This is a genomic window from Thalassotalea sp. G20_0, assembly GCF_017744175.1.
In the GTDB taxonomy this organism is placed as follows: Bacteria; Pseudomonadota; Gammaproteobacteria; order Pseudomonadales; family Endozoicomonadaceae; genus Endozoicomonas.
The window spans coordinates 30,424-43,920 of sequence record NZ_JAGHQV010000026.1; the positions used below are offsets into that span (position 1 = coordinate 30,424).

Consider the following 13,497-nt stretch of genomic DNA (forward strand, 5'->3'; position numbering starts at 1 on the left):
TATATTTCATTAATTCATGAAAATATCAAAAAGTAGACTGCTGTTTTGTTCAGAAGTTCATTTTGCAGAAAAGTTTACTTGAGTCATGATGGGAGGAAGGTGATTACTGGCTGCTTGTTTTCTTCCTCTTTGCTGGTTGACAGGTTTGCTCTTCGAACTGTTCTTCGGCAGTCACGTATGCAGCACCTGCCCACCCTCTTTTAAGTGATACAGAGCCATGACCCTGTGGCGGGGTGTTTACCCTGATCTTTATTTGATCAATATATGGTTTCATTAAATCGTTGTTCAAAAGCTGGTTAGTCGGGATTTCAATGACCTCAAATCCTGCTTTTTGCAACAGTGCGATTTTAAGCAGAGTCGAACCATTCCTGGTGTTGAAATCACCACCCACGTAATGAGAGGGTCCCTGAACTTCAATCACTATGTTGTGATCTGGCAGAAGCAGGTCAACCGGAGGTAATGAGTTCAAGCTCTTTTCTTCTTCAATCCTCAAAGATGGAATGCATGATTGGAGTTGATTGCAGAAGTTGGATTGACGTTTTGAAACGATTGTCTGGTAATGGGGAACGATCGGGCACTCTCTGCCAAGCCAACTTGCGGCCATGGCAATGATGCGTTGATCAACTTCATTGTCTGGGAATGTATTTTCCAGGTGAGTAAACAGGTCATCCATATGTTTTTCAAGCAAGTTATTTTTATTGGCATTGGAGTCTAGAGCCAACCTGGCACAGCATACCATGACTCCCCAGAGAGACATCGATATCTCTTCCTTAGAAAACTGAATGTGCTCACTGATTCGATAGACAAGCGATTCGAACGTAGAGGTAGCCAGGTTCAGCTCAATGAGTTCACCCAGTTTGGCCGTGGCCCACAGCAGGTTGGCAATACCCTGGGCATTAAATTGGTCTTTCTGTGCGTTCACGAGGGGCAACAGCGAGATCACAACCTCGTTGAGCCCTGGTGTCTGCTCCTGCCCGTTATCCACCAGTTTCGCCATAGCCCACAGCAGGTTGGCGATTTCCTGTGGTTTAAAGTTAGCTTTTTGTACGATTACACAGGTCAACAGCGCAGCCACCGCTTCGTTGAACTCTGGTGTCTGCCCGTGCCCGTTGTCCACCAGTTTCGCCATGGCCCACAGCAGGTTGGCAATACCCTGGGCATTAAATTGGTCTTTCTGTGCGTTAACGTGGAGCAACAACGCGGCCACAGCCTTGATGAGCCCTGGAGTCTGCTCCTGCCCATTATCCACCAGTTTCGCCATGGCCCACAGCAGGTTGGTAATTTCCTGTGGTTTAAAGTGAGCTTCCTGTGCATTCACGTGGCGCAACAGCGCGGACACGACTTCTTTGAGCTCTGGTGTCAGCTCCTGCCCGCTGTTCACCAGTTTTGCCATGACCCACAGCAGGTTGGTGATTGTCTGTGGTGTAAAGTCAGCTTTCTGTGCGTTCACGTGGGGCAACAGCGCGGCCGCGGCCTCCATGAGCCCTGGTATCTTCTCCTGCCCGTTGTCCACCAGTTTCGCCATGGTCCACAGCAGGTTGGCGATGTGCTGAGGAATAAATTGGTCTTGCTGTGCGTTCACGTGGGGCAACAGCGCGGCCACAGCCTCGTTGAGCTCTGGTGTCTGCTCCTGTCCGTTGTCCACCAGTTTCGCCATGGCCCACAGCAGGTTGGTGATTTCCTGTGGGTTAAAGTTGGCTTTCTGTGCGTTCATGTGGCGCAGCAGCGCGGTCACTGCTTCTTTGAGCTCTGGTGTTCGCTCCTGCCCGCTGTTCACCAGTTTCGCCATAGCCCACAGCAGGTTGGCGATTTCCTGTGGTTTATAGTTAGCTTTCTGTGCGTTCACTTGGGGCAACAGCACGGCCACTGCCTTGTTGAGACCTGGTATCCGCTCCAGCCCTTTGTCCACCAGTTTCGCCATGGCCCATAGCAGGTTGGCGATATGCTGAGGAATAAATTGATCTTTCTGTGCGTTCACGTGGGGCAACAGTGCGGCCACAGAATCTTTGAGCTCTGGTGTTTGCTCCAGCCCGCTGTCCACCAGTTTCGCCATGGCCCACAGCAGGTTGGCGATTTCCTGTGGTTTATAGTTAGCTTTCTGTGCGTTCACTTGGGGCAACAGCACGCCCACTGCCTTGTTGAGACTTGGTATCCGCTCCAGCTCTGTGCCCACCAGTTTCGCCATGGCCCATGACAGGTTGGCGATATGCTGAGGAATAAATTGGTCTTTCTGTGCGTTCACGTGGGGCAACAGCGCAGCCAAGGCCTCGTTGAACTCTGGCGTCTGCTCCTGCCCGTTGTCCACCAGTTTCGCCATGGCCCACAGCAGGTTGGCGGTTTCCTGTGGTTTAAAGTCAGCTTTCTCTGGGTTCACTTGTGGCAACAGCACGGCCACGGCCTCTTTGAGCTGCGGTGTCTGCTCTTGCCCGTTGTCCACCAGTTTCGCCATGGCCCACAGCAGGTTGGTGATATGTTGAGGAGTAAATCGGTTTTTTTGTGCGTTCACGAGGGGTAACAGGGCGGCCACGGCCTCGTTGAGCCCTGGTGTCCGCTCCAGCCGGTTGTCCACCAATTTCGCCATGGCCCACAGCAGGTTGGCAATGCCCTGGGCATCAAGTTGGTTTTTCTGTGTGCTCACGTGGGGCAGCAGGACGGCCACAGCCTCTTTGAGCCCTGGTGTCCGCTCCAGCCCATTGTCCACCAGTTTCGCCATGGACCACAGCAGGTTGACAATGCCCTGGGCATTAAGTTGGTTTTTCTGTGCGTTCACGAGGGGCAACACCGTGACCACGGTCTCTTTGAGCCCTGGTGTCCACTCCAGCCCGTTGCCCACCAGTTTCGCCATGGCCCACAGCAGGTTGGCAATGGCCTGGGCATTAAATTGGTTTTTCTGTGCGTTGACGAGGGGCAACAGGGCGGCCACAGCCTCTTTAAGCTCTGCTGTACGCTCCTGCCCGTTGTCCACCAGTTTCGCCATGGCCCACACCAGGTTGGTGACTTCCTGTGGATTGAAGTGAGCTTTCTGTGTGTTCACGTGGGGCAACAGCGCGGCCACGGTCTCGTTAAATTCTGGTGTCCGCCTCAGCCCGTTGTCCACCAGTTTCGCCATGGCCCACAGCAGGTTGGCGATTCCCCGGGCATCAATGTCCCTGGCTTGAGGTTTTTGGTTGCACTTGAATATTATTGCATCAAGTAGCGTTGACAATAAGGCAGCTTGAGTAAGCTTGACACGTTCATCCATGGGTTTATGAGGGGTAAAAACACCTGCAGAAGTCAACGAATGAAGTGTTGTCGTCAGGCTTCGCCAGTCCCAACGCCGTGTTATGGTAAAATTTTGCAGCAGACCTGTCAGCTGGCTTTGTTCAGCTCGATTTAACGGTCTTTTAGCAGCTGATGTGTATTGTTTAATTGAATTGGCATACAGGGCGTGATTTCTCCCATCATAGCGATGACCGAATCGCTCCGATTTACTCACCAGATCATCCATTACTTCCTGTTTGATTAGCGCATTAAAATCTTGGGCAGGGTTTACTGAACGGCGCTGTAGATGTTGAGAAGGGCATGCGTCAGAAGAACGGTAAAATTTATTACGTCCCGGGTTAGTGCGTGGGGTATCATCCCACTGCCTGACCGTGCTATGTCTGTATCGACCACGCCTGGAAGAAGTAGCATGGCCACCTGGTCGTTTATAATTATTATCTGATCTTGCGTATTGACCACTGATACCGGTAGAGCTTCTGTCCATAATTATATTTCATTAATTCATGAAAATATAAAAAGCAGACTGCTGTTTTGCTCAGAAGTTCATTTTGCGGAAAAGTTTACTTGAGTCATGATGGGAGGAAGGCGATTACTGGCTGCTTGTTTTCTTCCTCTTTGCTGGTTGACAGGTTTGCTCTCCGAACTGTTCTTCGGCAGTCACGTATGCAGCACCTGCCCACCCTCTTTTAAGTGATACAGAGCCATGACCCTGTGGCGGGGTGTTTACCCTGATCTTTATTTGATCAATATATGGTTTCATTAAATCGTTGTTCAAAAGCTGGTTAGTCGGGATTTCAATGACCTCAAATCCTGCTTTTTGCAACAGTGCGGTTTTCAGCAGAGTCGAACCCTTCCTGGTGTTGAAATCACCACCCACATAATGAGAGGGGCCCTGAACTTCAATCACCATGTTGTGATCTGGCAATAGCAGGTCAACCGGAGGTAATGAGTTCAGACACTTTTCTTCTTCAATCTTCAAAGAGGGAATGCATGATTGGAGTTGATCGCGGAAGTCAGTTTGAAGTTTTGATACGAAGGTCTTGTAACGGGGGACGATCGGACACGGTCTCCCAAGCCAACTTGCGGCCAGGGCAATGATGGATTGTTCATCTTCATTGTTTGGGGATGTATTTTCCAGGCGAGTAAACAGGTCATACAGGTTCTTTTCTAACACGCTACTTTTATTAGCATTGGAGGAATCTAGAGACAACCTGGCACAGCATACCATGACTCCCCAGAGAGACATTGATATCTCTTCCTGAGAAAACGGAGGGTTCTCACTGAATCGATTGACGAGCGATTCGAACGTAGAGGTAACCACGTTCAGCTCAACGAGTTCACCCAGTTTGGCCGTGGCCCACAGCAGGTTGGCGATTTCCTGTGGTTTAAAGTTAGCTTTTTTTACGATCACGCAGTTCAACAGAGCAGCCACCGTTTCGTTGAACTCTGGTGTCTGCTCGTGCCCGTTGTCCACCAGTTTCGCCATGGCCCACAGCAGGTTGGCAATCCCCTGAGGAACTAATTGGGCTTCCTGTACGTTTACGTGGGGCAACAACACGGCCACAGCCTCTTTGAGCTTTGCGGTCCGCTCCTGCCCGCTGTCCACCAGTTTTGCCATGGCCCACAGCAGGTTAGCGATAGCCTGAGGAATAAATTGGTCTTTCTGTGCGTTCACGTGGAGCAACAGGGCGGCCACGGTCTCGTTGAGCTCTGGTGTCCGCTCCTGGCCTTTGTCCACCAGTTTCGCTATGGCCCACAGCAGGTTGGCGATATGCTGGGGAATAAATTGGTCTTTCTGTGCATTCACGTGGGGCAACAGCGCAGCCACGGCCTCTTTGAGCTCCGGTGTTCGCTCCAACCCGCTGTCCACCAGTTTCGCCATGGCCCACAGCAGGATGGTGATTTCCTGTGGTTTAAAGTGAGCTTTCTGTGCGTTCACGTGGCGCAACAGTGCGGTCACTGCTTCTTTGAGCTCTGGTGTTCGCTCCTGCCCGCTGTTCACCAGTTTCGCCATGGCCCACAGCAGGTTGGCGATTTCCTGTGGTCTAAAGTGAGTTTTCTCTGCATTAACGTGGGGCAACAACGTGGCCACGGCCTCGTTGAGTTCTGGTGTTTGCTCCTGCCATTTGTCCACCAGTTTTGCCATGGCCCACAGCAGGTTGGCGATATGCTGAGGAATAAATTGGTCTTTCTGTTCATTCACGCGGGGCAGCAGCGCAGCCACGGCCTCGTTGAGCTCTGTTGTCCGCCTCAGCCCGTTGTCCACCAGTTTCGCCATGGCCCACAGCAGGTTGGCGATACCCTGGGCATTAAATTGGGCTTTCTGTGCGTTCACGTGGTGCAATAGCGCGGCCACGGCCTCTTTGAACTCTGGTGTCCGCTCCAGCCCGTTGTCCACCAGTTTCGCCATGGCCCACAGCAGGTTGACGATACCCTGAGGTTTAAAGTTAGCTTTTTGTACGTTCACGAGGGGCAACAGGGCGGCCACGGCCTTGTTGAGCTCTGGCGTTTGTTTCTGCCCGTTGTCCACCAGTTTCGCCATGGCCCACAGCAGGTTAGCGATTTCCTGGGCATTAAATTGATCTTTCTGTACGTTCACATGGGGCAACAGCGCGGCCACTGCCTCGTTGAGCCCTGGTGTTTGCTTCTGCCCATTGTCCACCAGTTTCGCCATGGCCCACAGCAGGTTGGCGATATGCTGAGGAATAAATTGGTCTTTCTGTGCGTTCACGCGGGGCAACAGGGCGGCCACAGCCTCTTTGAGTTCTGGTGCCTGCTCCTGCCCGTTGTCCATCAGTTTCGCCATGGCCCACAGCAGGTTAGCGATAGCCTGAGGAATAAATTGGTCTTTCTGTGCGTTCACGTGGGGCAACAGGGCAGCCACGGTCTCGTTGAGCTCTGGTGTCCGCTCCTGGCCGTTGTCCACCAGTTTCGCTATGGCCCACAGCAGGTTGGCGATCCCCTGGGTATTAAATTGGTCTTTCTGTGCGTTCACGCGGGGCAACAGCGCAGCCACGGCCGCGTTGAGCCTTGGTGTATGCTCCTGCCCGTTCTCCTGCTCGTTGTCTGCCATTTTCGCCATGGCCCACAGCAGGTTGGTGATAGCCTGAGGAATAAATTGTTGTTTCTGTTCATTCACGCGGGGCAGCAGCGCAGCCACGGCCTCGTTGAGCCCTGACGTTCGCTCCTGCCCGTTGTCCACCAGTTTCGCCATGGCCCACAGCAGGATGGCGATTTCCTGGACATTAAACTGGTCTCTTTGTGCCTTCACGCGGGGTAACAGTGCGGCTACGGTCTCTTTGAGTTCTGGTGTCCGCTCCTGGCCGTTGTCCATCAGTTTCGCCATGGCCCACAGCAGGTTGGTGATTCCCCGGGCATCAATATCCCTGGCTTCAGATTTTTGGTTGCACTTGAATATTATTGCATCAAGCAGAGTAAACAATAAGGCAGCCTGAGTAAGCTTAACACGCTCATCCACGGGCGTATGAAGGGTAAAAACACCCGCTATAGTAAATGAGTGAAGTGTTGTCGTCAGGCTTAGCCAATTCCAGCTCCGCGTTGCTGTGAAATTTTTCAGCAAACGCATCAGCTGGCTTTGTTCCGCTCGATTTAAAGGCCTTTTAGACGCTGACGTGTATTTTTTAATTGAACTGGCATACAGGCCGTGATCTCTACCATCATAGCGATGACCGAAACGATCCGATTTACTCACCAGACCAGCCACTATTTCCTGTTTGGTGAGGGCATTAAAATCTTGAGCACAGTTTACTGAACGGTGAATTAAATATTGAGAAGGACGTGTGCCAGAAGAATGGTAAAATTTATTGCGCCCCGGGGTTGTGCGTCGTGTATTATCCCACTGTCTGACTTGTCTATAACGCCCACGCCTGGAAGCGCCATGGTCATTCGGTTGACTGTAATCATTACCTGATCTTGCGTATTGACCACTGATGCCAGCAGAACTTCTGTCCATAATTATATTTCATTAATTCATGAATATATAAAAAGCAGACTGCTGTTCTGTTCAGAAGTTCATTTTGCAAAAAAGTTTACTTGAGTCATGATGGGAGGAAGGCGATTACTAACTGTTTGTTTTTTTCCTCTTTGCCGGGTTGGTTTGCTCTGCTAAATGTCCTTTGGCAGTAACGTTGCTGCATATGTCCGACCTCTTTCAGGTGATACAGAGTCATGACCCTGTGGCGGGATGCTTACCCTGATCTTTATTTGATCAATATATGGTTTCATTAAATCTTTGTTTAAAAGCTGGTTAGCCGGGATTTCAATGACCTCAAATCCTGATTTTTGCAGCAGTGCGATTTTAAGCAGAGTCGAACCATTCCTGGTGTTGAAATCACCACCCACGTAATGAGAGGGGCCCTGAACTTCAATCACAACGTTGTGATCTGGCAGTAGCAGGTCAACCGGAGGTAATGAGTTCAGACTCTTTTCTTCTTCGATCTGCAAAGATGGAATAGATAATTGGAGTTGATCGCGGAAGTCGGCCTGGTTTTTTGAAATGGTTGTCCGGTAATGGCGGACCACCGGACAGGCTCTGCCACGCCAGCTTGCGGCCATGATCATGATGGATTGATACTCTTCATTATCTGGCGATGTATACTTCAGTCGTGTCAACAGGTCATCCATGTACTTCTCAAGCACATTATTTTTATTGGCATTGGAGTCTAGAGCCAACCTGGCACAGCATACCATTATTCCCCAGATAGACATTGATATCTCTTCCTGAGAAAACTGAAGGTTCTCACTGATTCGATAGACAAGCGATTCGAACGCAGAGGTAGCCACGCTCAGCTCAACGAGTTCACCCAGTTTGGCCGTGGCCCACAGCAGGTTAGCAATACCCTGGGCATTAAATTGGTTTTTTTGTGCGTTCACGAGGGGCAACAGTGTGACCACAGCCTCGTTGAGCCCCGGTGTCTGTTCCTGCCCGTTGTCCACCAGTTTCGCCATGGCCCACAGCAGATTGACGATTTGCTGTGGTTTAAAATTAGCTTTTTTTACGATCACACAGGTCAACAGCGTAGCCACCGTTTCGTTGAACTCTGGTGTCCGTTCGTACCCGTTGTCCACCAGTTTTGCCATGGCCCACAGCAGGTTGGCGATACCCTGCGGTTGAAAGTTAGCTTTTTGTACGTTCACGAGAGGCAACAGGGCGGCCACGGCCTGGTTGAGCTCTGGCGTCCGCTCCTGCCCATTGTCCACCAGTTTTGCCATGGCCCACAGCTGGTTGGCGATTTCCTGAGGTTTAAAGTTACCTTTCTGCGTGTTCACGTGGCGCAACAGCGCGGCTACTGCTTCTTTGAGCACTGGTGTCCGCTCCTGCCAGTTGTCCACCAGTTTTGCCATGGCCCACAGCAGGTTGGCAATGTCCTGGGCATTAAGTCGGTTTTTCTGTGCGTTCAGGAGGGGCAACAAGGAGGTCACGGCCTCTTTGAGCCCTGGTGTCCGTTCCAGCCCGTTGTCCACCAGTTTTGCCATGGCCCACAGCAGGTTGGCGATAGCCTGAGGAATAAACTGGTCTTTCTGTACGTTTACGTGGGGCAACAACACGACCACAGCCTCTTTGAACTCTGCTGTGCGCTCCAGCCCGTTGTCCACCAGTTTTGCCATGGCCCACAGCAGGTTGGCGATATGCTGAGGACTAAATTGGTCTTTCTGTGCGTTCACGTGGGGCAACAGTGCGGCCACGGCCTCTTTGAGCCCTGGTGTCCGCTCCAGCCCGTTGTCCACCAGTTTTGCCATGGTCCATAGCAGGTTGGCAATACTCTGGGCATTAAGTTGGTTTTTCTGTGCGTTCACGAGGGGCAACAGGGCAGCTACGGCCTCGTTGAGTTCTGGTGTCTGCTCCTGCCCATTGTCCACCAGTTTCGCCATGGCCCACAGCAGGTTGGCGATATGCTGAAGAATATATTGGTCTTTCTGTGCGCTCACTAAGGGCAACAGGGCGGCCACGGCCTTGTTCAGTCCTGGTGTCCGCTCCAGCCGGTTGTCCACCAGTTTCGCCATGGCCCACAGCAGGTTGACAATGCCCTGGGCATTAAGTTTGTTTTTCTGTGCGATCATGTGGGGCAACAGCGCGGCCACGACCTCGTTGAGCCCTGGTGCCCGCTCCAGCCCGTTGTCTACCATTTTCGCCATAGCCCACAGCAGGTTGGCGATAGCCTGAGGAATAAATTGGTCTTTCTGTGCGTTTACGTGTGGCAACAACACGACCACAGCCTCTTTGAGCTCTGGTGTGCGCTCCAACCCCTTGTCCACGAGTTTCGCCATGGCCCACAGCAGGTTGGCAATATGTTGAGGAATAAATTGGTCTTTCTTTGCATTTACATGGGGCAACAGTGCGGCCACGGCCTCGTTGAGCCCTGGTGTTCGTTCCTGCCCGTTGTCCACCAGCTTCGCCATGGCCCACAGCAGGTTAGCGATTTCCTGAGCACCAATATTCCTGGCTTCAGGTTTTTGGTTGCACTTGAATATTATTGCATCCAGTAGCGTCGATAATAAGGCAACTTGAGTGAGCTGATCACGCTCATCCATGGGTTTATGAGGGGTAAAAACACCCGCTGAAGTAAATGAGTGCAGTGTTGTCGTCAGGCTTCGCCAATTCCAGCTCCGCGTTGCTGTGAAATTTTGCAGCAAACGCATGAGTTGGCTTTGTTCCGCTCGATTTAACGGTCTTTTAGACGCTGACGTGTATTTTTTAATTGAACTGGCATATAGGCCGTGATCTCTCCCATCATAGCGATGACCGAAATGGTCCGATTTACTCACCAGACCAGCCATTATTTCCTGTTTGGTGAGAGCATGAAAATTTTGAGCATGGTTTACTGAACGGCGCAGTAGATATTGAGAAGGGCCTGCGGCAGAAGAATGGTAAAATTTATTACGCCCCGGAGTTGTGCGTCGACTATTATCCCACTGTCTGACTGTGACTTGTCTATATCGCCCACGCCTGGAAGCGGCACAGTCATTTGGTTGGTTGTCATCATTACCTGATCTTGCGTATTGACCACTGATACCAGCAGAACTTCTATCCATAATTATATTTCATTAATTCATGAAAATATAAAAAGCAGACTGCTGTTCTGCTCAGAAGTTCATTTGGCGGAAAAGTTTACTTGAGTCATGATGGGATAAAGGCGATTAATGGCTGTTTGTTTTCTTCCTCTTTGCTGGGCTGGTTTGCTCTTCTAACTGTTCTTCGGCAGTAACGTATGCAGCAGCATCTGTCCACCTTCTTTTAAGCGATACAGAGTCATGCCCCTGTGGCGGGATGTCTACCCTGTTCTTTATGTGATCAATACATATTTTCATTGAATTCAGGTTCCCAAGCTCGTTAGCCGGAATTTCAATGACCTCAAACCCTGATTTTTGCAACAGTGCGATTTTAAGCAGAGTCGAACCATTCCTGGTTTTGAAATCACCACCCACGTAATGAGACGATCCCTGAACTTCAATCACCATGTTGTGATCTGGCAGTAGCAGGTCAACCGGAGGTAATGAGTTCAGACTCTTTTCTTCTTCAATCTGCAAAGATGGAATGCACAATTGGAGTTGATCGCGGAAGTCGGCTTGAGGTTTTGAAATGATTGTCTGGTAATGGGGGATGACCGGGCACGCTCTGCCAAGCCAACTTGCGGCCATGACAATGATGGATTGTTCCTCTTCATTATCCGGGGATGTATTTTCCAGGCGTGTCAACAGGTGATCCATGTGCTTTTCAAACACGTTGTTTTTATTGGCATTAGAGTCGAGAGCCAACCTGGCACAGCATACCATGACTCCCCAGAGAGACATCGATATCGCTTGCTGAGGGAGCTGAGAGTTTTCACTGATTCGGTAAACAAGCGATTCGAACATGGATGTAACCACATTCAGCTCAACTAGCTCACCCAGCTTCGCCATGGCCCACAGCAGGTTGGCGATATGCTGAGGAATAAATTGGTCTTTCTGTGCGATCACGCGGGGCAACAGCGCCGCCACAGTCTCGTTGAGCCTTGGTGTCAGCTCCTGCCCGTTGTCCACCAGTTTCGCCATGGCCCACAGCAGGTTGGCGATACCCTGTGGTTTAAAGTTAGCTTTCTGTGCGTTCACGTGGTGCAATAGCGCGGCCAGTGCCTCGTTGAGCCCTGGTGTCTGCTCCTGCCCGTTGTCCACCAGTTTCGCCATGGCCCACAGCAGGTTGGCGATACCCTGTGGTTTAAAGTTAGCTTTCTGTGCGTTCACGTGGGGCAACAGCGCGGCTACGGCTTCGTTGAGCTCTGGTATCTGCTCCTGCCCGTTGTCCACCAGTTTCGCCATGGCCCACAGCAGGTTGGCGATGCCCTGGGCATTAAATTGGTCTTTCTGTGCGTTCACGTGGGGTAGCAGCGCGGTCACAGCCTCGTTGAGCCTTGGTATCTGTTCCTGCCCGTTGTCCGCCAGTTTCGCCATGGCCCACACCAGGTTGGCGATTTCCTGTGGTTGAAAGTTAGCTTTCTGTGCGTTCACGTGGGGCAACAGCGCGGCCAAGGCCTCTTTGAGCCGTGGTGTTTGCTCCTGCCCGTTGTCCACCAGTTTCGCCATGGACCACAGCAGGTTGGCGATTTCCTGTGGTTTAAAGTTAGCTTTCTGTGCGTTTACGTGGGGCAACAACGCGGCCACAGCCTCTTTGAGCTCTGGTGACCACTCCCCGTTGTTCACCAGTTTCGCCATGGCCCACACCAGGTTGGCGATTTCCTGTGGTTTAAAGTTAGCTTTCTGTGCCTTCACTTGGGGCAACAGCGCGGCCAAGGCCTCTTTGAACCGTGGTGTTTGCTCCTGCCCGTTGTCCACCATTTTCGCCATGGCCCACAGTAGGTTGGTGATTTCCTGGGGTTTAAAGTTAGCTTTCTGTGCGTTCACATGGGTCAACAGCGCGGCTACGGCCTCTTTGAGCCCTGGTCTCAGCTCCTGCCCGTTGTCCACCAGTTTCGCCATGCCCCACATCAGGTTGGCGAGATGCTGAGGAATAAATTGGTCTTTCCGTGCGTTCACGTGGGGGAATAGCGCGGCCATGGCCTCTTTGAACTCTGGTATCAACTCCTGCCCGTTGTCCACCAGTTTCGCCATGGACCACAACAGGTTGACGATCCCCTGGGCAGTAAATTGCGCTTTCTGTGCGTTCACGTGGGGCAACAGTGCAGCCATGGCCTCTTTGAGTTCTGGTGTCCGCTTCAGCCCGTTGTCCACCAGTTTCGCCATGGCCCAGAGTAGGTTGGCGATTTCCTGTGGTTTAAAGTTAGCTCTCTGTGCGTTCACATGGGGCAACAGCACGGCCACGGCCTTGTTGAGTCCAGGTGTCCGCTCCTGCCCGTTGTGGACCAGTTTCGCCATAGCCCACAGCAGGTTGGCGATTTCCTGAGTGCCAATATCCCTGGCTTCAGGTTTTTGGTTGCACTTGAATATTATTGCATCAAGCAGAGTAAACAATAAGGCAGCCTGAGTACGCTTAACACGCTCATCTGTGGGTTTATGAGGGGTAAAAACACCTGCTGAAGTAAATGAGTGCAGTGTTGTCGTCAGGCTTCGCCAATTCCAGCGCCGAGTTGCGGTAAAATTCTTCAGGAAACGTATCAGCTGGCTTTGTTCATCCCGATTTAAAGGTCTTTTAGAAGCTGACGTGTATTGTTTTATTGAACTAGCGTATTGACCGTGATTTCTCCCATCATAGCGATGACCGAAACGATTCGATTTACTCACCAGGTCATCCATTATTTCTGGTTTGATGAGGGCATTAAAATCTTGAGCAGGGTTTACTGAACGGCGCAGTAGATATTGAGATGGGCTTGCGGCAGAAGAATGGTAAAATTTATTACGCACCGGGGTATTGCGGAGGGGATTATCCCTCTTTCTGACTGTGCCATGTCTGTATCGCCCACGCCTTGAAGTAGCGGCATGGTTATCCGATTGTTTGTAATCATTATCGGATCCTGCGTATTTACCACTTATACCAGCAGAGCTTCTATGCATAACTATATTTCATTAATTCATGAAAATATAAAAAGCAGACTGCGATGCTGTTCAGAAGTTCATTTTGCTGGAATTTTTGCAAACGTAATTGGTAGGGGAAATACATCTACTCTTGATGCCACCCATCCGATATTTTCAAATCATCCGGGGCGAGATGTATGGGTAACAGGTGTTCAACACTGGCATTCCTTCCCGGAATATGAAGAAGGTTCTTGAGTCATGATGTGAGGA

The 13,497-nt window shown here is 51.1% G+C and carries 5 protein-coding genes; 1 reads left to right on the forward strand and 4 read right to left on the reverse strand.

The genetic code is table 11. The features are described from left to right. Window positions 1-103: 103 nt before the first annotated feature. From J7438_RS15815 to J7438_RS15830, 4 genes are all read right to left on the reverse strand, one after another. Window positions 104-3,745 (reverse strand): RAP domain-containing protein, encoded by a 3,642-nt coding sequence (locus tag J7438_RS15815; protein WP_209277313.1) that lies wholly within the window; start codon window positions 3,743-3,745, stop codon window positions 104-106. A gap of 105 nt (window positions 3,746-3,850) precedes the next feature. Continuing rightward, a complete protein-coding gene (locus J7438_RS15820) occupies window positions 3,851-7,234 on the reverse strand; it encodes an RAP domain-containing protein (RefSeq protein WP_209277314.1) in 3,384 nt (1,127 codons plus the stop codon). Between the two features lie 152 nt (window positions 7,235-7,386). Beyond that, window positions 7,387-10,314, reverse strand: a complete 2,928-nt coding sequence (locus J7438_RS15825) for an RAP domain-containing protein (protein WP_209277315.1) — start codon at window positions 10,312-10,314, stop codon at window positions 7,387-7,389. Between the two features lie 105 nt (window positions 10,315-10,419). Beyond that, a complete protein-coding gene (locus J7438_RS15830; protein ID WP_209277316.1) occupies window positions 10,420-13,266 on the reverse strand; it encodes a DUF1601 domain-containing protein in 2,847 nt (948 codons plus the stop codon). Here J7438_RS15830 and J7438_RS15835 point away from each other — a divergent pair. Next, the gene (locus J7438_RS15835; protein WP_209204073.1) at window positions 13,261-13,482 is read left to right on the forward strand and encodes a hypothetical protein; all 222 of its coding nucleotides are present in this window, start codon (window positions 13,261-13,263) and stop codon (window positions 13,480-13,482) included. The genes J7438_RS15830 and J7438_RS15835 overlap by 6 nt on opposite strands. Window positions 13,483-13,497: the final 15 nt, after the last annotated feature.

Excerpts from the sequence above, each read along its gene's own strand:
- J7438_RS15835 (WP_209204073.1), top strand. The coding sequence starts at position 13,261 with ATGCATAACTATATTTCATTAATTCATGAAAATATAAAAAGCAGACTG.
- J7438_RS15825 (WP_209277315.1), bottom strand. The coding sequence starts at position 10,314 with ATGGATAGAAGTTCTGCTGGTATCAGTGGTCAATACGCAAGATCAGGT.
- J7438_RS15815 (WP_209277313.1), bottom strand. The coding sequence starts at position 3,745 with ATGGACAGAAGCTCTACCGGTATCAGTGGTCAATACGCAAGATCAGAT.
- J7438_RS15830 (WP_209277316.1), bottom strand. The coding sequence starts at position 13,266 with ATGCATAGAAGCTCTGCTGGTATAAGTGGTAAATACGCAGGATCCGAT.
- J7438_RS15820 (WP_209277314.1), bottom strand. The coding sequence starts at position 7,234 with ATGGACAGAAGTTCTGCTGGCATCAGTGGTCAATACGCAAGATCAGGT.